The organism is Halomicrobium urmianum, assembly GCF_020217425.1.
In the GTDB taxonomy this organism is placed as follows: Archaea; Halobacteriota; Halobacteria; order Halobacteriales; family Haloarculaceae; genus Halomicrobium; species Halomicrobium urmianum.
Genome location: NZ_CP084090.1, coordinates 3,186,564 through 3,210,669 on the forward strand (window position 1 = coordinate 3,186,564; position 24,106 = coordinate 3,210,669).

18 protein-coding genes are annotated in these 24,106 nt (G+C 67.8%); 12 read left to right on the forward strand and 6 right to left on the reverse strand.

What is annotated here, in order from left to right; genetic code table 11:
• Positions 1 to 4 precede the first annotated feature (4 nt).
• The gene (locus LCY71_RS16055; protein ID WP_225334152.1) at positions 5 to 673 is read right to left on the reverse strand and encodes a helix-turn-helix domain-containing protein; all 669 of its coding nucleotides are present in this window, start codon (positions 671 to 673) and stop codon (positions 5 to 7) included.
• Positions 674 to 977: 304 nt separating this feature from the next.
• Here LCY71_RS16055 and LCY71_RS16060 point away from each other — a divergent pair, with 304 nt between their 5' ends.
• A complete protein-coding gene (locus LCY71_RS16060) occupies positions 978 to 1,322 on the forward strand; it encodes a DUF5789 family protein (protein WP_225334153.1) in 345 nt (114 codons plus the stop codon).
• 76 nt (positions 1,323 to 1,398) lie between these two features.
• Entirely contained in the window at positions 1,399 to 2,436 is a 1,038-nt protein-coding gene (locus tag LCY71_RS16065) for a DUF7972 family membrane protein (protein ID WP_225334154.1), read from the forward strand.
• A 38-nt stretch (positions 2,437 to 2,474) separates the two neighbouring features.
• Here LCY71_RS16065 and LCY71_RS16070 read toward each other — a convergent pair whose 3' ends face one another.
• On the reverse strand, positions 2,475 to 3,632 hold the full coding sequence (locus LCY71_RS16070) for a glutamate-cysteine ligase family protein (protein WP_225334155.1): 1,158 nt from the start codon (positions 3,630 to 3,632) through the stop codon (positions 2,475 to 2,477).
• 519 nt (positions 3,633 to 4,151) lie between these two features.
• Between LCY71_RS16070 and LCY71_RS16075 the strand changes: the two genes are divergently transcribed.
• The 4 genes from LCY71_RS16075 to LCY71_RS16090 all read left to right on the forward strand — a co-directional run bounded on the left by LCY71_RS16075 (position 4,152) and on the right by LCY71_RS16090 (position 7,362).
• The gene (locus tag LCY71_RS16075) at positions 4,152 to 4,367 is read left to right on the forward strand and encodes a DUF1328 domain-containing protein (protein ID WP_225334156.1); all 216 of its coding nucleotides are present in this window, start codon (positions 4,152 to 4,154) and stop codon (positions 4,365 to 4,367) included.
• 214 nt (positions 4,368 to 4,581) lie between these two features.
• Entirely contained in the window at positions 4,582 to 5,316 is a 735-nt protein-coding gene (locus tag LCY71_RS16080; RefSeq protein WP_225334157.1) for a PAS domain-containing protein, read from the forward strand.
• A gap of 179 nt (positions 5,317 to 5,495) precedes the next feature.
• Entirely contained in the window at positions 5,496 to 5,618 is a 123-nt protein-coding gene (locus tag LCY71_RS21490) for a helix-turn-helix domain-containing protein (RefSeq protein ID WP_263654209.1), read from the forward strand.
• 325 nt (positions 5,619 to 5,943) lie between these two features.
• The gene (locus LCY71_RS16090; RefSeq protein WP_225334159.1) at positions 5,944 to 7,362 is read left to right on the forward strand and encodes a cellulase family glycosylhydrolase; all 1,419 of its coding nucleotides are present in this window, start codon (positions 5,944 to 5,946) and stop codon (positions 7,360 to 7,362) included.
• Positions 7,363 to 7,663: 301 nt separating this feature from the next.
• On the opposite strand, the gene LCY71_RS16095 is transcribed toward LCY71_RS16090, so the two are convergent.
• The 3 genes from LCY71_RS16095 to LCY71_RS16105 form a co-directional block, all read right to left on the reverse strand.
• On the reverse strand, positions 7,664 to 8,701 hold the full coding sequence (locus tag LCY71_RS16095; protein ID WP_225334160.1) for a tyrosine-type recombinase/integrase: 1,038 nt from the start codon (positions 8,699 to 8,701) through the stop codon (positions 7,664 to 7,666).
• Positions 8,698 to 9,111 carry a DUF5805 domain-containing protein gene (locus LCY71_RS16100; protein ID WP_225334161.1) on the reverse strand — a complete coding sequence of 138 codons (414 nt, stop codon included), beginning with the start codon at positions 9,109 to 9,111 and terminating at the stop codon, positions 8,698 to 8,700. The genes LCY71_RS16095 and LCY71_RS16100 overlap by 4 nt, the downstream gene beginning before the upstream one ends.
• 2,373 nt (positions 9,112 to 11,484) lie before the next feature.
• A complete protein-coding gene (locus tag LCY71_RS16105) occupies positions 11,485 to 12,327 on the reverse strand; it encodes a hypothetical protein (protein WP_225334162.1) in 843 nt (280 codons plus the stop codon).
• Positions 12,328 to 12,437: 110 nt separating this feature from the next.
• Between LCY71_RS16105 and LCY71_RS16110 the strand changes: the two genes are divergently transcribed.
• The 4 genes from LCY71_RS16110 (at position 12,438) to LCY71_RS16125 (ending at position 18,826) form a co-directional block, all read left to right on the forward strand.
• Positions 12,438 to 15,581: a dockerin type I domain-containing protein gene (locus tag LCY71_RS16110; RefSeq protein ID WP_225334163.1), complete on the forward strand. Its 3,144-nt coding sequence runs from the start codon at positions 12,438 to 12,440 to the stop codon at positions 15,579 to 15,581.
• Between the two features lie 228 nt (positions 15,582 to 15,809).
• Entirely contained in the window at positions 15,810 to 17,243 is a 1,434-nt protein-coding gene (locus LCY71_RS16115) for a hypothetical protein (RefSeq protein ID WP_225334164.1), read from the forward strand.
• A gap of 93 nt (positions 17,244 to 17,336) precedes the next feature.
• Positions 17,337 to 17,654 carry a hypothetical protein gene (locus tag LCY71_RS16120; protein ID WP_225334165.1) on the forward strand — a complete coding sequence of 106 codons (318 nt, stop codon included), beginning with the start codon at positions 17,337 to 17,339 and terminating at the stop codon, positions 17,652 to 17,654.
• Between the two features lie 2 nt (positions 17,655 to 17,656).
• The gene (locus LCY71_RS16125; RefSeq protein ID WP_225334166.1) at positions 17,657 to 18,826 is read left to right on the forward strand and encodes a hypothetical protein; all 1,170 of its coding nucleotides are present in this window, start codon (positions 17,657 to 17,659) and stop codon (positions 18,824 to 18,826) included.
• 114 nt (positions 18,827 to 18,940) lie between these two features.
• On the opposite strand, the gene LCY71_RS16130 is transcribed toward LCY71_RS16125, so the two are convergent.
• Complete coding sequence (locus LCY71_RS16130; RefSeq protein ID WP_225334167.1) at positions 18,941 to 20,857, reverse strand: HAMP domain-containing protein; 1,917 nt, start codon at positions 20,855 to 20,857, stop codon at positions 18,941 to 18,943.
• 288 nt (positions 20,858 to 21,145) lie between these two features.
• Between LCY71_RS16130 and kdgK1 the strand changes: the two genes are divergently transcribed.
• Positions 21,146 to 22,099: a bifunctional 2-dehydro-3-deoxygluconokinase/2-dehydro-3-deoxygalactonokinase gene (kdgK1, locus tag LCY71_RS16135; RefSeq protein ID WP_225334168.1), complete on the forward strand. Its 954-nt coding sequence runs from the start codon at positions 21,146 to 21,148 to the stop codon at positions 22,097 to 22,099.
• A gap of 131 nt (positions 22,100 to 22,230) precedes the next feature.
• Entirely contained in the window at positions 22,231 to 23,979 is a 1,749-nt protein-coding gene (gene pyk / locus LCY71_RS16140; RefSeq protein ID WP_225334169.1) for a pyruvate kinase, read from the forward strand.
• Positions 23,980 to 24,106 lie beyond the last annotated feature (127 nt).

Below are 24,106 nucleotides of genomic sequence, written 5' to 3' on the forward strand. Positions count from 1 at the left end.
GCCGTCAGATCTGGAGCTCCGGCTCCAGGTCGGTCGAGACGGCGTTCTCGATGATCGTCTTGTGCGCCCGGCGGATCCGCTCGGAGAGGGCCTGGTGAGAGACGTCGAACTCCTCGGCCAGTTCCTGCAGCGTCGTCTCGCGCGGGATGTCGTAGAACCCCGACTCCAGCATCCGCTCGAGGATCTCGTGTTGCTCGGCGCTGAGGCCGTACCGTTCCCGACCGGTCGACGACGTCAGGTCGTGGATGGTCTCGATCTCGAAGTTGACGCCGAAGGCGTGACAGCAGTCGTAGGTCGTGGACACGCAGTCCCGCCGGGGATACATGATCCGGAGTCGCCAGCGGCCGTCGCGGGCGAGCGCCCGGAGCACCGTGTTGTTCCCCTCGAACAGGACGTTCAGCAGGATCCGCGTTCGGGCGTCCCACTCGACCTGAAACATACTCCGGCCTTCGAGCGTGTCGACCTGCTGTACGCCGGCGAGGCTCTCGTCGTCGGCCATCACCTCGGTCAGCCTGTCGGGGTCGGCCCCCCGGGCGATCAACAGCGGCAGCACCTCGTCGGAACCGGCGTCGACGGTCCGGACCGCCTCGAACTCCACGCCCGGGACGGCCGAGAGGGTCTCCTCCAGGCCGACCTGGTCGGCCGGGACCGACGCCTCGATGATCGTACTCATCGTGACTCCGCGGCTGTGATCGGGCCCACGCTCGCCGTGGGTCGGTTTCCGCCGCTCGAGCGCCTGCCTGTCGACGTCGATGTCACGCTCTGTCGCAGCACGTCTTCCACTGGTGCCGTCGGCCACTTTGTTATAGTTCAGATGTACGGGGAAACGTCGAGTTACCCGGTCGACGCGCCCGAGACCGCCGCTTAAGGCGGTCCTTCCGGACGACGCCTCTGTGGCGACCGGCCGCAACTGCCTACCTAACTGCCTTTCACTTGCCGGGGGAACCGCCTTCCCCTCTCCTGACCTACAGTATCGTATGCCGAACGAAGACGACGCCGACGACGGAGCCGGCGACGAGGACACTCGTGAACTCGGCGTCGAACTCGGATCTCTCGAATCGGACCTCGAGTCACACGAGTATCCCACGACCGCAGACGACCTGATCGAGGAGTACGGCGATCACGAGATCGAGCTCCCCGGCGGGGCGACGACGGTCGAGGAGGTGCTGAGCACCCAGAGCGATCAGGAGTTCGAGTCGGCCGACGGCGTCAAACAGCGCATCCTCAACGACGTCGGTTCCGAGGCGGTCGGCCGCGAGGGGTACAGCGACCGGGGCGGCTCCGACGAGGGTGAGTCCGGCGGCGACCCCCAGTCGCTCTGACTTCCCCCCAGTCGCAATCGCTTCGTTCTTGCATGCGACCCCTGCCACTGCAGGCGGCCAGTCCCGGGAGCGAGCCGTGAGCGCCGCTGACCGGATGCGACGGGTCGGCGCGTCGGTCCGGCGGATCGGCGGGAGTCTCGGGCTTCGGTCCGCGGTCGAGAACCCCGTTCACTGGTTCCTGCTCTCGGGGAACCGCCACGCCGTCACTACCACCCTCTTTGCGGTCGTGTTCGCGACCATCCTGGTCGTCGGGACGGTCTGGCCCTTCGAGATGCGGCAGGTCCTGACCGAGACCGGGTCCGTCCAGACCATCCTGAACACGCTGCTGAGCGGCATCATCCTGCTCGTGTCCATCGTCGTCTCGATCAACTCCGTCGTGCTCTCCTACGACCTGGCCTCGATCGGACAGCAGCGCGAGCGCATCGAGAAGGCCATCCAGTTCCGGTACGACCTGGGCGATTACGGCGACCCAGGCTCCAAACCGACGAACCCGTCGATCTTCCTCGACGCGATTCTCGCCGCCGTCGACGACCGAGCGTCGAACCTCCAGTCCGCCCTGGACGGCGCCTCGGACGGGGAACTCCGGCGCGAGACCGAGTCCTTCGCCGTCGCCGTCCAGGAGAGCGTCGCGCAGTTCGACGAGCGCCACGACCGCGGCGACGCCGACGAACTCGCCGTCCTCTGGGCCGGTCTCGAGTTCGACTACACCCAGCACATGGACCGCTCGCAAGACCTGCAGATGCGCTACGCCGACAGCGACGACGACGCGGTCACCGGCGCGCTCGACGACCTCGTCGAACTCTTCGAGCTGTTCGCCACCGGCAAGGAGTACTTCAAGACGCTCTACTACAGCCGCGAGTTCTCGACGCTGTCCCGGACGCTCATCTCGGTGGCGCTCCCGGCCATCGTGATCAACGCCACGTCGATTCTGGCCATCGACGCCGGCCTGTTACCCGACGTGTGGCTGCTGGGACTCCCGCCGCTGTTGACCTTCGTCGCGACGACCTTCGCCGTCTCGCTGTTGCCGTTCCTCGTGCTGACCTCGTTCACGCTCCGGGTTGCGACAGTCGCCAGAATGACCGTCGCCGCTGGTCCGTTCGCCCTCGAAACCTAGGCCCGCGGGACTTCCGCTGTTCCCACGCGAGTCCGCCCTCAGACGGTCTGTCCGGACGCCCGGGCGTCCGGCAGCGTCGGATCGACGGTCAGCGTCGCCACGTCGGCGCGCAGCCAGTCCGCGGCAGCCAGTCGCAGGTCCCGTGCGCGCGACTCCGTGATCGTCGACTGCCCGGAGATCTGGTCGGCCAGCGGGCTGTACGCGGACGGATCCAGCCCCATCCGCCGCAGGTAGGTCTGGACCTGCGGTTCGTCCGGACCCAGCTCGATCGCCCGCGTGACCAGTTCGCAGAGGTCCTCGAACGGCGGGACGCGGATCTCGTCCGACCCGATTTCCGGCTCGCCGACGGCGACCGGTTTCTCGTCCGTCTGCCGGACCACGCGGCCGACGTCGAAGGCCAGCCGGACGGCCTGGCTCGGCAGGCAGGTGTCCGGGGCGCGCCACTCGACGGTGGGCAGCTCGTCGCGCAGTCGCACCGGGCTCAGGACGGTGTCCTCCGGCGTGAAGTGGTCGGCGACGACGCCCTGGCTCACCCCGCGTTCGGCGGCCATGCGGCCGAACCGTCGGTACGCAGATTCCACCGCCGCCCGCCACTCGCCGACGTCGTCGACGTACGACCACAGGTCGCAGAAGTCGGCGAACTGCCCACCCTCTCGCTGGCGGTAGGCCTGGGCGCGCGAGCAGTGCTCGCGGCGCTGCCCGCAGTAGTAGGGCGAACTGCTCACCAGGGCCAGCGCCGGGTCCAGCGCCGTGAGCAGGTTCAGGGCGCCGACGCCGGCGGACTCGCGTTGCTCGTCTCCCGAGCCCGGCCCCGCGCTGCTCGGCCGGACGCCCCCGCGCTCGAAGTGGACGTGCGTGCCGGCGCAGTTCTTCGTGCTGACGATCTCGTCGTCGTAGATGGCCTCGAAGGCCTCGCCGCGCTCGGTGGTCGCGTCCGGGCTGGCCTCGGTCAGCGGCGTCCCGAGCGGCACGAGTCGGTGCCCCTCGCTCCCGGCGGCGCTCATCGCGGCCTGCAGCGTCCGCCGGAGTTCGCGCCGCAACGCGCCCTCGCGCTCGTGCGGCGTCGTCTTCACTTCGATCAGCGGTGCGACGAACTCCGGTTCGATCAGCTCGTGGCGGTCAGCGAGGTACTGACCGTCGGTGAGTCGGCCCGACTCGTCGACGACCCAGAACTCCATCTCGATGCCCAGATTCATAGTAGGGCGGTGTCGTGAACCCGCTCTCACGCACCGTATCCGTTGAAGGTGACAGCCGGAATTGAGGCGACCGCCTGCGCGTGCCACGAGTTCAAGTACGGCGACCGGGAGAGACGCCGACGGCCGATATCTGAAGGGTTTCACGCCGAACGGGCGGCCGGCAGTTCTCGACGCCTGCCCGAACGCGGCGTCGACGAGCGCTGTAAACGGGGTTCACGCCCGATCCCTGCACCGGCGGGAAACTCTCGTCGGCCTTTTATCCGGCTCCCCCTGCGACTGCAAGGTGCCCCACCAGTTTCGTATCGTCATATGCGATTTATTCGGTGTCACTGCGCCACTGCTGCAGGAGATCGAGCACTCGCGTTGCCGCGACAACAGCGACTGAGACCGGGCTGTGCCACCTGCCCCTGGAGTATCCCTATCTCCGTTTATCAGCCAGTCCACAGTAACCCTGGCCTCTGCCAGCATAACCGATTCATTACAAAGCCGCTGACTAGCGTCGGGTTACGGTGTAGGCCCATGATACACACCACAGCGGTTCACGCCCTCGAAACGATCGCCGGCGTCCCCCTGCAGTTCTCCGGGGACTTCCTGTCCCTGGCGATCCTGTTCTTCGTCCTGGCGATCATCGCAGCGGTCGTCGGTGCACGCGGCGTCGCCGGTATCAGCATGGAGATCGCCAAGTGGCTGGTTATTATCTTCATCGTCCTGGCGGTCATCTCGCTGGTACTCTGACGCACGGCGCGGCCCCCTCGCTTCGAGCCCGGGCTCCACCTCGCTGTGCTCGGCCTCTGAGTTCGCACCTTTTCACCGGATAACCCAGACGTAGTCGCGACTACGTTGCTGGTCGATCCGTCGTACGCACTGAGAACGTGCGGGGTGGCTCCGACGGCAGGAAAGACGCTCCGTCAACGGAGAATCAAATACCGCTCCACGGGGTACCTGGCGCATGGCCGACGCGGAAGGGGACGTGCTGGCGGAGACGCTGGCCGCGTTCGATGACGCGGGGTCCCCCTGTGCGCCGCTCCCGACGAGCGGGGTGGCCGAGGCGCTAGACGTCACGCGCCGGTCGGCGTACTCGCGCCTCGACCGACTCGCCGGACGGGGCGACGTGCGCACGAAGAAGGTGGGTGCGAAGGGTCGGATCTGGTGGACGCCGCCTGACGAACGGGACGACGCGGCTGACGGCCTCCCGGCCGACGTCGAACCCGGGCAGACGCTCCGGCGACTCGTCCCCGGGACGGTGTATCGCCGCCGCGCCGACTGGACGACCTGCGTCAGCGACGACCGCGAGGGGCTCACTGGCTACGATTCGTCGTCGCTGGAGCGCGGCAACGTGACCCGGGCGGACGACGTCGTCCACCCGGCCGACGCCGGACAGGTGAGCCGGGAACCCGGCGACGACGGTCGGTTCGACGCCACCTACCGGATTCGGACCGCCGACGGCGAGACGCGGTGGGTCCGCGACTGGGGCTACGACGCCGGCGACGGGGTCGTCGAGGGAATCGTCACCGGCGTCACTGGACGGACCCGAACGGAGCGGGAACTCGAGGAGGAGGCGTTCGAGCGGATCGACGACGCGTTTCTCGCCGTCGACGGCGAGTGGCGGCTCACCGACGTCAACGACCGGGCGGCGGACCTGATCGACAGGGACGCGACCGGCCTGATCGGTCGAGCCGTCTAGGACGAGTTCGAGGAGGCCGCGGCACGCCCTTCCGGCGGGAACTCGCGCGCGACGGAGACGCGGGAGGCCGTCTCCTTCGATGGGCACTACCCGCCGCGTTCCTCGTGGTTCTCCGTCTCGGCCTCCCACTCCGAGACGGGCCTGTCCGTCTCCTCCTGGGACGTCACTACGCCGGGTTCTTGGAGTGGCCCCGCGAGGCCAGCGGCGAGGAGGTCGCCGAATCGCTCGACGTCAGCTCGCCGACCTTCAACCAGCACCTCCGGAACGCCCAGCAGAAGCGACTGGACGTCGTCCTGGCGTAGCGTTCCCCGGTGTGTCCGTGTCGACTCTCGGCGGTGGATGGCCGCTCGTCCGTTGCCGGCCGCGTGACAGTTCGTGGCGGAATCGTTCGCGTCCGCAGCCAGCAAAATTTATGTGCTCGAGTTTAGGATTATTGTGAACGGGAATGATCGAATAATACCGAACAGTATCGGAGTGAGCGATCGACGACGCCGCAGTCGGCCACCGACCGGCGAATAGTCGTCAGTCGGGTCGGACACGGAGGGGACGGGAGTCGTCGACCGGCGACCGAATCGGAGCGCAATCACCGCCGTGCCGTGCAGGCACGGGGACAGACCGAGATCAGCTATGCACGAGACCAGCGATCGCGATCGAGGCGCACAGCACGCGAACGACCAGCCGCGGACGACGACGGGCAGACGGGAGTTCGTCAAGCTCGTCGGCGCGGGAGCGACGGTGGGGGCGCTCGGTGGATCGACGCTCGGCACGGCTGCGGGGCTGCCGGGGGATCCGACGCCGCGGCTCCACCGGGACGGCAACGTCGTGCGCGATCCGAGCGGCAACCAGGTGACGCTCCACGGGCTGAACGTCGTCGACCCGCGGCGGGCGAACGCGAACGTCGACTGGACGCTGCCCATCGAGGACCTGATCGAACTCGCGACGAACCCCGACGAGGGCTGGAACGCGCAGGTGATCCGCCTCCCGCTCCAGCCCGTCGACATCGCCGACCCGACGGGCGACTACGGCGAGCCGGAACCGGGTAACTTCGATCAGACCCGACTGGAGTCGTACCTCGAGAACCACGTCGACAGCGCCGTCGAGGCCTGCAGGGAGCGCGGCGTCTACTGCATCGTCGACTATCACCGCCACCGGACGACCGACTTCACCACGGCAGCCCTGGACGAGGAGGTCACGATGTTCTGGGAGACGGTGGCGCCGCGGTACGCCGAGGACAGCCACGTCCTCTACGAGGTGTACAACGAACCCATCGGCGCGAACCGGGGCGGCTACGGCTCGGACCAGGCGGAACAGAGCTTCCTGCGCTGGCGGGAGACGGCCCAGCAGTGGGTCGACGTCATCCAGAACGAGGCGCCCGAGGCCCCGGTCATCGTGGGCTCGCCCAGCTGGTCGCAGTACACCTACCTCGCCCCGGACAACGAGTTCGAGGGTGACAACCTGATGTACGCCGGCCACGTGTACGCCCATGAGTACCTCCGGCCGCTCTCGGAGTCGTTCGGTGCGCCGGCCGAGGAGGTGCCCGTGTTCATGACGGAGTGGGGCTTCGACTCCACGGGCGGCAGCGAGTCGCACCTCAACGGGACGGTCGACACCGAGGGCGAGCAGTTCCAGTCGTTCTACGAGGAGTACGACCACGTCCACTCGACGGCGTGGATCCTCTCGCACTTCTGGAGCCCGACGATGGTCGACGAGAGCTACGAGGTCGCCACGGAGTACGGGAGCCTCGTCCAGGACTTCCTCGAATCGAAGGCAGACGTCCAGCGGCCCGGCGACGGTGACAGTGGTTCCGACCCCGTCGAACCCCCGGAGGAGAACCGCCCGTCCTGGCCCGGGAACGCGACCGACCCGGACGGCGACGGCCGCTACGAGGACCTCAACGGCAACGGCGAGGCCGACTACTCCGACGTCGTCGAGTACTTCAACGGCATGGACAGCGAGGGGATGCAGAACGACGTCCAGTACTACGATTACAACGGCAACGGCGACGTCGACTACGCCGACCTCGTCGAACTGTTCAACCAGATCTGATCGGGCCTGCAGCGGTCACGAACTGACCATCGCCCGGTCGCTGTCCGATCCCGGGGTAGAGGTCCACACGGTAGCCGACCCCTGATCGAGCAGACGTTCACCTCGGACGCTCGCGGCGACTACAGTTCCCTCTCAGGCTGAGATGACCAGCCGTGAGTGTCGATGGTCCCCCTCGACAGGCCACGTTTGATATAGCGACATACAATTTACGTGTTGTGAGGGCGGCGGAATGTCACAGAATTATACTAAATATAAATTATAATAATGCCCGGTCAACTGCGCGAGTGTCCCCGAACAGCGGTCACAGCAGCGAGTAGACGTTGCGCTCGTACACTTCCCGGACGCGGTCGCCCCAGTCGTGGGTGTAGGTGTCGATGATGTCCTGGGCGACGTCGCCGCGGAGGTACTTGACGATGCCCCGGTCGCCGGTGCGGTCCCGGAGGTGCGTGGTGAAGAAGTGTCGGAAGTAGTGGGGCGTGACGTTCTCGGCGGCCCCGCCGCCGTCGCGGTACCAGCCCCGGTCTCTGGCGTGGCTCTCGACCAGGTGATGGACCATATCGGGCGTCAACCGCTTGCCCCAGTCACCGCTCGTACTGGTGAACAGCGGCTCGGCCCCGCTTCTCGCGTCCGGTCTGATCGCCAGCCACTCGCGGAGGACCGCAGCGAGTTCGTCGTCGACGGGAATCGTCGTGTCCCGCTTGCGCTTGTTCGAGGCCGTCCGCTCCTCGCCGTTGACGACAGCGCCGCGCGCCGGCGTCGACGAGACGAACAGCGAGTTCGACCGCCCCTCGATCTGGCCGCGAACGGGCGTCTCCGGGCCGACGCCGACGCCTTCGAGGTTGAGATCGCGACGATCGAGGTTGCACAGTTCCCCGACGCGCATGCCCGTCTTGAGCAGCGTCACGACGACGGCCCGCTCCAGGGGATGCGTGATCGAACCGACGAACGCACGCATCTCCTCGACGCTGATCTCCCGGCGAGTGGGGTCGGTGTCGATGGTCTCGTCCATCTCCTCCATCACCAGCGTCATGGGGTTGGCGTCGAACGCGCCGACTTCGTTCATGTAGGCGTAGAACCGATGGAGGTAGGAGGCGTAGGTCGCCACCGTCGACTCGCTCTTCTCGCCGCGGAGCTCGTGGACGTACGCCATGCAGTCCCGGTGGCTCGCGCTCTCGAGGGGGACCGGTCGGGCCCCCTCCGTGAGGAACGCCTCGAAGTCGCGCAGCACGCGCTCGTAGTACTGCCGGGTGCGCTCGGTCTTCCCGTGGTAGGTGACGTCCTCGAGGAAGTAGGCGACGGGGTCCTCGTCGACCGCCGCCTCGTCGGCGCGGGAACTCATTCGATCGTGTACCCCCCGTTGCGTCCACTGTAGCGGACCTCGTCTCTGGACTGGAGGTCCTGCAGCGTCTCCTCGAGTCGATCCTCGACGTTCTCGGTCAGCGCGGCGACGAGTGCGTCCCACTCGTAGAACTCGCCGTCGGAGAGAATCTCCAGAACCCGGTCTTCCAGACGCTCACCCCTGGGGTCAGGGCCGGAAGGCCGGCCTTCGTCGGCGTCCTCCTGAGCGGCCGTCTCGTTGCGCTCTATCCCCTCGAATCCGCTCCGGCCGGCCTGAACCATCGATCGGACGAACTCGCTGAGGCTCATGTCCAGTTCGTCGGCGTGGCGCTTCCACTCGTCTTTCTGATAGGCCGGGACGTACGTCTGCACCCGGGCCCGCGAGGTGTCGACGTCCTCCTCGGTCGCCATACTCGTCACTCGGTCCCCGGATACATGAATCTAACCCACGTTCACGGATAAGAGAGGTTATCTGTGGTAGTAACGTCCTATTTCACAGACCTCGGCCGACTTCTCCCGGGTTCGGCTCCGCATTATGACACCACTTTCACGGATAAGAAATATCGACCGACGCTGGCCCGTGCTTGTGTTTATCTGTCGTGGTCGTTCGGTCCGCTCCGAAACGCGCTCGGTCCTTGGCGCTACACGATGCTGTCGCTGTCACTTCGGACAGCGTGCCCGAAGCAGAGTCAGAAGGATCACCCCAGATCGGGACCGTCACAGAGTCGCCGATCCGGTGTATCCTCGGTGGCGGTCCGTCGTAGGCACGCCCCAGATTGTGCCGTGTCGCGTCGACCTCGATATCGTCGAACGTATGTCGGTCCGACATCGACTGACGTCGTTCCGACCGTGTGGGCGGGCAGTCGAGCGGCGATTAGCGACGCCCAGTTCGCCGTCGAAAGCGGCTTCCGATCGAGTCGCCACCTCCGGCGACACGCTTCGCGGGCACTCGCGGGCCGTAGACACGGCCCCAGGCCGTGTGTAGTGCTCCGATTCGGTGGTTCTCTGTGTGACCCTCACAGAGATTATCCCGCCTCAGGCGGCCCTGACGGCCCTCCAGCAGTCGGACGCCGAATCGGCGGATCGCGGAGTGCGCCGACGTCCCGTCGTCGACGGACGACAGCAAGTCACGCACACCCGGACGGTGCTCTGCTGCTCGATCTGAACGATCCAGTCCCACTCCGAGACAGCGACGGCGAGTCGACGGTCCCGCAGTCGGGGAGGAAGGGCTTCGCGAGTCGGACGGCGGGTTCTGCGACGCGTCCGCCCCGCCCAGGCGCAGTCGGGCCGACGCTCGGCGCGCTTCCGGCCGGTCCGCTCTGCTTGTTACCACGGCTGGCGACCGTCCCAGTCGACCCCGTGTCCGGCGCTCCTACCCCCCGGTCGACCGCCGGAACTGGCCACAGACCGGCCTCGAGTTCGCCCCAGTGGTTCGGGAGCAGTCCACTGCCGCCGGCGTGGGATCGAGCTGAGGCGGTGCTTCGTTCCGCCTGGCGAAAACCGATGTGGGACCCGGTTGCGAGACCGGTCCGACGGATTCGGGGTGGTAGTCTCCGAGAGTGACTGGGCCCCCGTCATCCCGGACGGAGCCCGACGTCTCCCTTTCGCCCTACTCGTCGTCGGGGGGAAGGAATCTCCCGGTCGGCGTTGAGTTCTCCGGGCGTCCGGCGACAGCCCGGACGGAGGTATGCCGGAGACCACGAAACCGGCCGTCCGGGAACGCTACGGGCCGGGACCGCTGTCCCGGGCCCCCTCGCGCCCGCTGCCGGCCGGTTAGGTGGCTCGATTCGGTACGCGACGCACCGGCGAGGTCGGCGCGCACCGGGCTACCCAGTCGGCCGAACACCACAACGGAGACCGGACTGGGGGACTCCTCGTCGAAGCCGTTCGGGACCGCAGACCAGTCGTGGCGGGGGCTTCGTCCCACTATTCGACGCAGACCGTCGGCGAGCGATGGCACCGGGCGAGGGTACGCGACGCCCGTCGTCGCGGGCGAGTAGCGAGGCTCGGTCGACGGGCTGGAACGTGGGTTCCGTGCCGCTACCAGCGGCGGCCGAAGAGCGTCCGGGCGAAGGCGTCCGCTGGCCTGAGGTAACCGGACCGGAGCGTCCGGCAGGAACCTTCACTCCGACAGGCGTGGGGGAACCCGGCGACGCATCACCTAGACGAGCGGCGGCCGTGACGTCGATAGGCCAGCCGGGGCCGAAGACGCAACTCGACGACGGTACGGTGGCCTCCGGTTATCGTGGCGGGGATCGCTCGGTTGTCGTACCGCGGACGCTTCTGACGAGGCCGATCGAGGTAGTCGCGACCACCGGTCGTGTCTCGAGCGCTCCCTCCCGAATCGGTGGCGTACCTAGCTCTGCCCTGCCAAACATGTCATACGTCGGTGGTTTCCCGAACAGCCGGATCGCCAGCTGACGTACACATAAATCACATGCCGCTATATCATTTTCCACACGACTGGCAGGGAATCTCCCTGCCCGTTCACCGTCCCGAAAGTCCCGTCCTCAGAGCCCAACACCGGCGTCGCCGCTTTCGAGGGTCCCGGAGAACCGGGCTGCCGTCGCCGCGCCGGTAGCGACGCTGTGTCCGCACCCGCTGGAGGAGTGCCAGATCGGATTCGTCGAGTGCTGCCTCGAGCTACCGGCGGACCTTGGGGCGGTCTGAGCGCTCGAGGGAGGCGATCGCAGGAGATCCGACGGATGGCCGTTCTATCCCAGGCCACTCGCTCGTCTCGCTTGTGGGCTCACCCCCGCTCAGACGCCGAGAGAGGCCGCCCGGTCATCCTCGGACGCTCCAGTATACGGCCCCCGCGACGGCGAGCAGGGCGACGATTCCGGCGACGACCGCGAGCGTCGGTATCCCGCTCTCGGACTGCGACGGCGTTGCCGTCTCGGTCGGCGACGGCGCGCCACCGCCCGTGGACGTCTCGTTCGCGGCGGTCGTCGCCGTCGGCGTGTGCGTGTCCGTGGCCGTCGGGGACGCCGTCGGCGTGGGGGTAGCCGACGGCGTCGGGGACGCCGTCGGTGACGCCCCGTCGTCGGAGCCCGAGCCGTCAGAGCCAGAACCGTCGTCGCCGTCGTCACCGTCGCCCGAGTCCGACTCGTCACCGCCGTCCGCCCCACCTCCCTCGGTCGGCGTCGATCCGGAGCCGACTGTCAGCGTCCGGCCCTGCGTGTCTGCCACGTCGTAGGAGCGCCCCTGCTCGTCGCCCAGGGCGGCGACCGAGAGGGACAGCCGCGCGACGCCGTCGCGCTCCGTGCGCACGGTCACGGTCGCTATGTCCACGGGACCGTCGTCCAGCGTGTCCATCCCCGTCGCGGAGAGGTTCACCTCGTCGGTCCCCGTCGGCTCGTTCGCGTGGGCCGGGTCGTCGGCGTAGTCGACGGCCCGGACGCTCGCGACCGAACTGTCGTTGGTCGACACGGTCGCCTCGAAGGACCCGACGCCGCCGGCCGCCTCCCCGACGACGTCGTACGTGACGCTGGCACCCAGTTCGACCGCGTCGTTCTCCGGCGATAACATCACGTCCGTCGTCCCGGCGGCTGCCGCCACTCCGGCGGCTGCGGCCGTCAGGACGGCGAGTGCGACCATCCCCGCTCCGACGGTGCGCGTTAATTCCATAGTAAATACCGCTACTATATACCATTAAATGTATTCAAAATAAATCAGGTTTTAATCGGGTGTCTCAGGTGGCTGGAACGCAACGCGGACGGGGTGGCCGAGTGGAACTGGTGAGTGATCATCTCAGACCGGTGCTGGCGCTGGCACTAGCGGTACTACTCGTGACGAGTCCGATAGCGGCCGCCGTCCCCGCCGGCGCGCTGGCCACGGCGGGGAACGATGCGAAAGTGGGTAACGACGGCGGCGACGTCGGATCGGTCGGCAACGACGGGCCGGCCGTGACCCCGCCGGACGCTGTCGTCGGGTCACAGCGGCCGACCGATCCGGACGGCGACGGGCTGTACGAGGACGTCAACGGCGACGGCGACGTGAACGTCGTCGACAGCCAGGCGCTGCTGGCCCACCTCGACGACCCGGCGGTCGTCGACCACGCCGGGACGTACGACTTCACCGGCGACGGGCGGACGGGGGCCAGCGACGTGCAGTGGCTCTACGTCCGCGCGGTCGGGCCCGACGACGAGGACGCCGACGGCGACGGACTCGACAACGAGCGGGAGGTCGCCCTCGGGACGAACGCTTTCTCGAACGACACCGACGACGACGGCATCTCCGACTGGGTCGAGACGGACGGCGGCCGGCCCGTCGACACGGACGCAGACGGCGTGATCGACGCGCGCGACAGCGACAGCGACGGGGACCGCGTACCGGACCTGCGGGAGGGGACAGACGACACCGACGGCGACGGTCGGCCGGACTACCGCGACGTAGACGACGACGGCGACGGGGTGCCGACGCGGATCAAGGTCCGCGACGGGGCGAACTTCTCGCACGACGTCGACTTCGACGGGACGCCGAACTGGCGCGACGCGGACGCCGACGGCGGCGGCGCACCCGACGGCGAGGAGGGGACCGGCGACGCCGACGGCGACGGGATGCCGAACTACCTCGACAACGACCGCGACAACGACGGCCTCCCCGACGGCTACGAGCGCAACGTCACCGGGACGGATCCCGCCGACAACGACAGCGACTCGCCGAAGACGGACTACGACGAGGCCGACAACGGCGTCATCGACGGGATGGAGGACCACGACCAGGACACCCTGGGGACCTACCGGGAGTACACGCTCGGGACGGATCCGTTCGACGACGACACGGACGGCGACGGACTGACGGACGGCTTCGAGAGCCGCTATCCCGAGTTCGATCCGCTGGCCGAAGACACGGACAGTGACGGCATCCTCGACGGGGCGGCCGACCCGGACGGCGACGGCCTCGACAACGCCGCCGAGGACGCCAACGGGACGCGGTTCGACGTGGCCGACACGGACGGCGACGGGCTGACGGACGGCCGCGAGGTGGAACTCGGGACCGACCCGACCGTGCGCGACTCCGACGGCGACGGCCTGCCCGACGCGGAAGAGCTCGAGCTGGGCACCGATCCGCTCGACGAGGACACGGACGACGACGGCGTCCTCGACGGATCGGAGACGTTCGAGACGACGGCCGACGACGAGGAGACCGGCGTCTCCGTCGCGCTGCGGGGCGGCGGCGACGTCGCCGGCGACGTGACCGTCGAGCCGAAGCCGACCTACTTCGGGGGGACGAACGCAAGCGCCGGTCCCACGGTCAGGGTGATCAACCGGACCGACTTCGAGAACGCGACCGTCGCCATCCCGATCGACGACGGGGCCCCCGAGTCGGTATACGACGACCTCTCCGTCTACAAGTGGAACGGCTCGGCGAACGACACCTGGACGCCGGTGGAGACGACAGTCGAGAACGGGATGGCGCGGGCGACGGTCGATTCCTTCTCGTACTTCACGGTGCTCGACGCCGACGAGTGGGTCGACGCGACGAACCTCGACCTCGGTGAGATAGTCAGTCTCAACGAGTCCGGCAACGTCACGTGTACGGACGCCTGCGAGACGCGCAACGGCACCACGCTCGTGCTGGGCGGCGAGCCCACGGCGCGGAAGATCACCGTCGAGCAGGGCGACCGGACGTTCGACGTCGTCCCGCTGAGCAACGGCCAGACCATCGAGAACTTCTACGACTACGGCGACGCCGAGATCAACTCGCCGCTGCCGGTCGCCAAGAGCGACACGAGCAGGCTGTTCTTCTGGTCCGGTCCGGACGGTCTGAGCCTCGTGCTGGTCCACGACAAGCCCCGCGACGGCTCCGGAGCGGCGGTCTCGTTCGACATCACGGACCTGCCGACCGGCGAGGGGAACTGGGTCGTCGAGGACGATCCGAACGACTTCCACAGAGACGCTGCCAGACCGACCGCGCCCGACTGGACGTGGTCCAGCGACAACACCGACGGCGGGGCGTTCCGCGGCGGCCTGACCAACGCTTCGATCACTATCGATCCGAAGTTCAACGGGGCGGCAGATCGGAGTCCGCTGACGTCGGGGCGGCTCGACGGCTGGGAGGTCCTGACCGGCCGGGCGACCGATCCGCGGAACCACTCGCTGGCCACGGACGAGCCGATCACCGTCCACGTGCCCGACGACCCCAGCGAGAACGAGTCCGGGAATGCGACCGCGCCCGGCGACTCCGGGTCGGCCTCGCTGACCTACGACCTCGAGCGCGGGACGGACGACATCTCGATCGTCTACCAGTCCGAGCAGACGGACGTCTCGCCCGGCGCCAGCGTCACGGCGACCGGGCCCAACGGCACGACGGTCTCGCAGGACCTCTCTATCGGCACCGTCGGCACCGTCATGGAGACCCTGAACGTCTCCGAACTCGACCACGGCGAGGTCGACGTCGACGTCGCGGCCGACGGCGTCAACCTGCGGACGCAACTGGTCGCGCGGGAGACGTTCGACGCGGACGGGGACGGCATTCCCGACGCCGTCGAGGAGCAGCACTGGACGATCCCGACCGCGAGCGGCGGGACCTTCTCGACGTCGCCGACGAACGCCGACAGCGACGACGACGGCATCCCCGACGGCGAGGAGGTCGAGTTCAAACGCGAGGTCATCGACGGCGAACTCCGGACCACACTGGCCGTCGTGCGGTCGGATCCGACCGAGGTGGACAGCGACGACGACGGGCTGACCGACCCCGAGGAGAACCGCGGGTGGGACACCCACCTCGCGATCAACGTCGGCCAGGCCGAGGCGTTCGTCGAGGCGCGCAAGAACGGCGGCGACGCCCTCGGCGCGCTGTTCCACCAGAACATGAGCGCCGACCCGCTGCAGGCGGACGCAGACGGGGACGGGCTGACCGATCCGGAGGAACGGTGACTGGGACTCAACCCGAACGTCGCTGACTCCGACGGGGACGGGGTCCCCGACGGCGAGGAACACGAGGGCGACGGCGACCCGGCGATCCACGACCACGAGGCCCCGACGGTCCACCCCTACGAGGTCGGTGCGAACAACGTCCAGCGGACGAGCTACACGGTCGAGGTCGGCGTCAGCGACCCGAGCGGGTTCACGACAGTCGAGTTCCACAAGAAGGGCAATTGGCAGGTGCAGATCACCGAGGACGCGGAGACGGCCGACACCTACCGCCGCACCTTTAGCGTCGACCGGGGCTACCTCGACCAGATCTTCACGGGCGTCAGCAGTTTCGTCACCCCGGCAGACGTCGACGTGCGGACCGTCGACGTCCACGGCAACGACGACCACCGCACGCTGCAGGGGCCGGACGGCTTCGGCGAGGTCGCGCGGACGTACGACCAGCTACCGATCGAGGCCAGCGAGACGGGCTTCGTCGGGCTGATGAGCTTCTCCTCCGGGGTGACGACGGTCGCCGGCGAGGCCATCTTCGGCATCGTCGAGATGCTCACCAACCCCGTGCAGTACGCCCAGCAGATGATCCAGTTCACGGAGATGATCGCGAACAACCCCTCGATCATCACGAAGTTCCCGGGGATGATGGCCGAGCAGATCAGCCAGCAGCACGAGACCCGCAATCCGTTCGACGGCGGCGACGAGCACTACGCCACCTTCGGCGGCGGCTGGTCGTTCGGCTACGCGACTGGGACGGTCGCGCCCGCGGCGGCCTCCGGCGGCGGGAGCGTGCTCCAGAAGGGGCTGAGCAGCTCCCGGAAGCTCCAGCGGCTGGTCGACGCGGCCGACTCGGCGGTGCCCTCGCGGACGCCGACCGCGCTGCGGCCGGGCGTGCTGCGGCGGGCGGGCAAGATCGACCGGCGGCTGCCCGACGTGAACGTCCGAACGGGGACGCTGAGCGCGCGGCTGAACGACCTCCCCGGGCCGAAACGGCAACAGGTCGTCGACCAGTTCGACGAACTGGACGACGGGACGAGGCAGTATCTGGGCCGGTCTGACGTCGACGCGCCGGCCAGCGAAGCGGCCGACCTGTTCCGCAACGCCGGGCCGAGCGGCCGGCGGGCGCTGAGGGAGGTGTCGGACGTCGACGAGGAGGCGGCGGACATCCTGTTAGAAATCGACGACGCGAACACCCAGCGGCGTTTCGTGCGGGCACTCGAGAACGGTGAGGTCGACGAGACCGAGCTGGCGAGCGCGCTCCGCCGCTACGACACCTACGATTCTGACGGACAGCGATTCGCCAGCGACGTGATCAAACAGACCGGGGACGACGGTCCCAGGTTGCTCTCGACCGACGTCTGTAATAGCCCCTGTCACGGGACCGTCCGCGCCGTCTACGAGTACACCGACGGCTACAACGGAGTAACGCTGTCAGACCGAGAAGCGAAAGACCTGCTCCAGGCGTACGACGAGGCAGATGATATAACGGATCGCCCCGGCGCGAACGGACCGGGAACCGTGCAGGAACGACTCAATGAGCTCGGCACGAGGAACGACGGCGGCGAACGGGTCGACGGCGTCGACCGGAGCATGAGGTCTGTTTCGGGCGACGGGAGCGGTTACGCAGAAATCGCCGGAGAGACGAGGATCGCCTCCGACGCACTCGACTAGGGATCCGTCAGCAAAGGCGAGGTCCACCTCCAGCGAGAGATTGACTCAAGCGACGTACCGAACAGTCTCTCGAAGTCCAGTTCCGAGGTTGACGTGGAACTTGACTCGGAGGTCACGATCGACGACGAGACGTTCGATTCGCCAGCGATGGAATCGAAGAACTACGACCCAGATGCTTACAGTGAGTCGTTCATCGAGAACGTCTTCGCCGAACGCGTGAGCGCGAAGTTCGCCGCGCAGGCAGGAGCCGGGAGAGACGAACTCGTGCTTGTCGTACCCGATGATTTCAAAAACACTTTCAGCGATGAACTAAGCGGAATACCCGATACGGTTCAACGCAGACTGAACAACAACGGTGTGAACGCAGATCCACGAGTGGAAATAGTGACATACGACGACATAGGTACCTGAAAATGCCCAACGGTATCGCAGTGATCGAGTGCTACGCGTCTCGTCCGCCAGAGAACGTGCTGGACGTCGCGTTCACAAGCGCCGAGTTAGCGGGGTTTGCGACTGACGAGGCCCGGGAAAATGCACAGGCAGGAGCCGACAATGCGACTGTCTTCAACGTCAGTTACGGCTCGCAGAACTTCCGCTTCTTTTTCACCCTGGACGAGGACCGGAGCCCCGGGAACCCGCTACTTCGGGTAGACTGTGACGAAGCGATCTACCCGTCGGAGGCAGACAGTGAGGCTGCCTACCGAGACCTGATGGATGCCCTGTTCGAACTACTCTGCCGGCTTGCTGTCGGCCTGAACGTCGACTACGCCGCTCTGTTCAATCCCGAAAATCGCAACGCATTGGCGCATAGCCGACCATTCGACGACGGTATATCCGAACTCCCTCGCCTGGGGATCTACGCTCAACGAGTCGTCGACCAGTTCGGTGGTATAGACGCGATGTTCGACTCTCCGCCGTGGTACACGGCCGAATTAGACGAAGACAAAACCGTAATCGCCGACGCTGAATCGGGATGGCTCGACGGGCCGTGGCAACCGCCGACAGAGGCACCGTATCTCGTCGATGCCCGCTTCGACACTACCGCGACACCGGCCGTCGATCGGGAGTTAGCCGATCCGTTCGGGTCGTTCGCGACGGGGGCTTACGGGGCAGATCTGTGCGTTCCGCGGGAGCAGATTGGGCCCGAGTTCCGCAACGAGGACCTCGAGCTGGTCCGCGCGTACGTCGACGAGCAGCGGGACCTGCGACGCGTCGCGGACGACTCGTTCGTCCGCAACGTCGTTACCGATACCACCTCGGACAACGTGGAGGTCGTCAAACAGCAGTTAGCCGAGGTTCCCGCGGACGCGAGAGAAGGTGATTTGACGGTCTCCACGCTGCTGCCCGGAGCGATTCCGCCATCGTTCGTCCGTCTGGACGAACCCGACGGGGAGAACGTCGTCACCCGCGTGATGAATCTGGACGTCGACACGAACAAGGTCGAACTGCTGATCTCGCTGGGACGGGCGGCCCAGCACGGTGACGGAATGGACGTCGCCACGATCGAGTCGGCACTGGACGAACTTGCCGGCTTGGAAGACAGCGACGTCGTCGAACGCTGGATCGAACGGGAGTTCCTCTGAGGCGGTGGTCGTCCCGGAAGGGCGGTCGGAACCCGGTCGACGGCTCGGTCTCACCGCGATCGAACGCGGACGCGCGGAGCCGCTGCCGACGTCGACGAAAAGCCGCGGCGTCGATCAGTCCTGCTCGGGTTCGCTGGTGGACTGCGAGGGGCCGCCGGAGAAGACGAACTCGTGTTCGGCCTCGGTCTCGAAGCGCTCGAGGATGTCGCCCAGCGGGCGGGCGTAGCGCTTGAGCCGCTCGGCGCGCGAGGAGACCTCGTTCAGCTCGGCGGCCTGCTCCTCGGCGGCACCGGCGACGTTCTCGGACTCGGCCATCATGCCCTCGCTGGTGTCGGCAGCGTCCTGCAGTTCGGTGGCGACGGAGCGGAAGCCCTCCAGCGCGTCGCTCACGTCGACGTCGGCCTCCGACTCCAGGTCTTCGAGGCTGGCGACGAGTTCGTCGAGGTCCTCGGAGATGGCGCGGAGGCGGTCCTGCTGGTCGTAGGCGTCGTCGGAGATCTTCTGGATGGACTCGGCGACCTGTTCGGAGGCGTCGCGGACGGACTCGGCGCTCTCGAGGACGACGTCGCTGGAGTCGGCCACCTCGTCGGAGAAGCTCTTGAGCTGGCCGGTCGTCTTCTCCAGTTCGTTCATCATCTCGTTGAACTCCCCGGCGATCTGATCCATCGCCTCGTTCTCGCCGTCGGTGTCCATGCGGCTGGTCATGTCGCCGGCGGCGGTCTCCCCCATGACGGCGCTGAACTCCTCGGCCTTCTCCTGGAGGTAGTTGTTCATCTCCATGGCCTCGGCGCGGGAGACCTCGGCCTCCTTGCGGGCCTTCTCGGCCTCCTCGATCTGTCGCTTCAGCGAGTCGCGCATGTCGGCGAACCCGTCGTACAGCTGGCCGATGTTGTCGATCCGCGCGGAGGCGATCTCGACGTCGAGGTTTCCATCGCGCATCTCGTCGGCCTTGCGCCGGAGCCGATCGATCGAGGTAGCGGTGTTGTAGCCCAGCGCGATGCCGACGCCGCCGATCATGACGACGGCGGCCAGCGTCGCAAGGATGCCGCCCCGCTCGATGTCGTTCACCCAGCCGAAGACGGCCGATTCGGGCGCGTGGACGAGGACGACCCAGTCGGTCGACGGGACCGGCGCGTACCCGACCGTGTACGGCTCGTCGAGGACGTTCTCGTTGGGTTCCATCGAGGCGGTGACGCCCGCCGCGGCGTGTTCACCGTGCCCGCCGTGGCCGTCGCCGCCGCCGTGCTCGCGCAGGTGATTCGCCTCCTGGATCGGTCCGTCGGCCTCGCCGTTGCTGTACGACTGCAGCACCTCGCTGCCGACGCCGTGGCCCTCGCGGGCCTCGTCGATCATGATCGTCCCGTCGCTGGCGACGACCTGCGTGAAGCCGCCGCTGGCTCGTTCCGCGCCCTGCAGGTCGTCGGCGATACCGTGGGGGTCGTACTCGATCAGCAGGAACCGGTTGTCGGACGCCGAGACGGGGCTGAGGAAGCCGACGACCGGACCGACGTCGGTCAGATACACCTCGGACATCCGGACGTCACTCGACTGGGAGAAGTTCTGGTTGGCGAGCCAGTCCCGGTTGACCTCGCTCGCGGGGGTACCGCTGTTGAGCGAGGTGCTCGCCTCGATGCTCGTCCCGGAGATGGAGCTCTCGACCACGTGGATAGCGCTGACCTCGGCGGGCAACTCGGACTGCTCGTTCCGGAGCGCCACCTCGAGCCCCTCGTCCCCCGCCCAGACGTCCTGGTTGGAGACGAGGCTCGTCGTCAGTCGATTCTGCCCGATCCACTGTTCGACCAGGTCGGCCTCCTGGCCGGCCACGTTCTGGTACTCCGCCTGGACGTTGGCCTGCGTCTGGCTCTTGACCTCCTGGGTCGCCGCGATGCCGATGACCCCGATGGAGAGGGCCATCACCACGAGGACGATGCCGAACTTCAGGGCGAAGCTTCGCCTGACGACGTCCGGCGTCACCCCCTGGAGGACCGATTCCTCGGCTCGTTCTACCCCGGAACTCCCCTCCCCGGCCATCACCGGGTCACCCCGCGTTCACCGGTATCGGCGGTTCCAGAACCACTCGACCGTTCAACTGCCGCTGGTCGACGCGTCGTCCCACAGTCCATAGGTTTGTGTGCAGAATTAGTTCACATAAGCCTTTGGAGCGTTACATCTGTGAATCAGTCGATTGCCCGACGTATCCGCGGACCGGGAGACGGCCCGGGTGGCCCGGGGCGAACGCGGCCGGTGAGCGTGAACCTGAGACGAGCGCGCCCGGTGAGTTCGAGGGGATTTATACTGACCCGCGGCCCACGGGCGCACGTGACTGACCTCGTCACCTTCGGGGAGACGATGCTCCGCCTCTCCCCGCCCGACGGCGAACGCATCGAGACGGCCGATCAGTACGACGTCCACGTTGCGGGGGCCGAGAGCAACGTCGCGACGGCGGCCCAGCGGCTCGGGCTGGATACCGCCTGGACGTCGAAGATTCCGGACTCGCCGCCGGGCCGGAAGGTCGCCAACGAACTCCGCAGCCACGGCGTCACCGTCGACGTCGTCTGGAGCGACGAGGGCCGGCAGGGCGCCTACTACCTCGAGAAGGCCGAAGCCCCGCGGGGCAACAACGTCATCTACGACCGGCAGGACGCCGCCGTGACGACCGCCAGCACGGAGGAGCTTCCGGTCGACCGAGTCGAGTCGGCCGAGGCCTTCCACACGACTGGCATCACGCCGGCGCTGTCCGACCGGCTCGAGGAGACGACGGCGGACCTGCTGGCCGCCGCGCAGGACGCCGGGACCACGACGTCGTTCGACCTCAACTACCGCTCGAAGCTCTGGGAGCCCGCCGAGGCCCGCGAGGTCCTCGAGGACCTGTTCCCGGACGTCGACGTCCTCGTGGTAGCCGAGCGCGACGCCGAGAACGTCCTCGACCGGAGCGGCGACGCCGAGTCCATCGCCCGCGGTCTGGCCGACGACTTCGGCATCGACGTCACAGTCGTCACGCGCGGGTCGCGCGGCGCGCTCGCGCTCGCAGACGGGGACGTGTACGAACAGCCGACGTTCGAGGCGAGCAACGCCCACCCCGTCGGCACGGGCGACTCCTTCGTCGGCGGATTCCTCTCACAGTACGTGCGGGGCGCGGACGTCCCGGACGGTCTCGAGTACGGCGCTGCGACCGCCGCGCTGAAGCGGTCGGTACCCGGCGACCTCGCCGTCGTGACCGCCGACGAGGTCGAGGCGGTCATCGAGGGCGGCACCGCCGAGATCTCGCGGTAGCGTCCGTCCGATCGCCGGACGGGAGCGGGACGGCTCACCGACAGGACGGTGACGGGTCGCCAACGCTTTTATCCCCACCGTCGTAGCTCACGCTATGAACGGTTGCGTCGCCCATCGAGGAGGGCACAGCGATGCGTAGCGCGAAGATCGTCTGCACGATCGGACCGGCCTCGGAGTCCGTCGAGACGATGACGGAGCTGGCCGAGGCGGGGATGTCGGTCGCGCGGCTCAACGCCAGCCACGGCTCGCCGGAGCACCGCAGGGAGATGATCGACCGCATCCGGGAGGTCGACGCGACGACCGACGAGCCCGTCGCGGCGATGCTGGACATGCCCGGTCCCGAGGTCCGGACGGCGGCGATCCGCGACGAGATCCACCTCGAGGAGGGGTCGACGGTCCGGTTCGTCGAGGGCGACGAGGCGACCCCCGAGGAGGTCGGGCTCTCGGTGTCGATCGAGTCCGTCGAACCGGGCGACCGCGTGCTGCTGGACGACGGGCGCATCGAGACGACCGTCGAGCGCGTCGAGGACGGGACCGTCTACGCACACGTCGAGAGCGGCGGCGAACTCGGGGCCCGGAAGGGCGTCAACGTCCCCGGCGTCGACCTGGACCTGCCGACGATCACCGACAACGACAGGGCGGAACTGGACGTGGCCGCCGAGAAGGAGCCCGACTTCGTCGCGGCCTCGTTCGTCCGCTCGGGCGAGGACATCTACGAGATCGAGTCGGAGATGGAGGAGCGGGGCATCGACATCCCGATCATCGCCAAGATCGAGCGCGCGGGCGCGGTCGAGAACCTCGACTCCATCGTCGACGCCGCCTACGGCGTGATGGTCGCCCGCGGCGACCTCGGGGTGGAGTGTCCCCTCGAGGACGTCCCGATCATCCAGAAGCGGATCATCCGGAAGTGCAACGAGGCGGGCGTGCCGGTCATCACGGCCACGGAGATGCTCGACTCGATGATCGAGTCGCGCCGACCGACCCGCGCCGAGACCTCCGACGTGGCCAACGCCGTCCTCGACGGGACGGACGCGGTCATGCTCTCCGGGGAGACGGCCATCGGCGACCACCCGGTCCGCGTCGTCGAGACGATGGACAGCATCGTCCGCTACATCGAGGGCAGCGACGAGTACGCGGAGACCCGTGAGCAGCGCGTGCCCGCTGCCGACAACACGCGGACCGACGCGCTGGCCCGCTCGGCCCGCTTCCTGGCGCGGGACATCGGCGCCTCCGCGGTCGTCGCCGCCTCCGAGTCCGGCTACACCGCCCAGAAGGCGGCCAAGTTCCGGCCGTCGATCCCCGTGGTCGCGACCACGCCCAGCGAGCGGGTCCGCCGGCAGCTCGCCCTGAGCTGGGGCATCATCCCGGTGACGACGGAGTACACCAGCGGGGGCGCCGACGACGTCATCCAGAACGCCGTCCAGTCGGCGCTGGACACGCGCGCCGCCGAGGGCGGGGACACCGTCGTCGTCCTCTCGGGCATGATGACCGAGCTGGAGGGGATCAACACGGCCAACATGCTGAAGGTCCACGTCGCCGCCGAGACCATCGCCCGGGGTCGGTCCGTCGTCGACGGCCTCGTCACAGGCCCGATCCACCACGCGCCGGACGGCGACCTGACCGACGTGCCCGAGGGCGCGGTCGTCTCGGTCCCCGCGGGCTTCGAGGGTGAGTTCGCCGGCGACCCCGAGTCGATCGGCGGCCTCGTCGACGCTCACGAGGGCATGACGAGCTACGCCGCCATCGTCGCGCGCGAACTGGGGATCCCGATGATCTCCGACGTCGACCTGCCGGACGTGGCCGACGGCACCGTCGTCACGCTCGACGCCGAGCGGGGCGTCCTCTACGAGGACGCCGTCGGTGAGCGGGGCCGGAACTGATCCGGATCTCGATCCGCCGCGGGGAGGCTTTCGTCCCGCGGTAGTGGCCACTTTATCCGCAGGTACGCGCCGCCGGGGCCGCGCAAGATATGTGTAGTTAAGTAGCGGACGGCCGACCGCTCAGGTA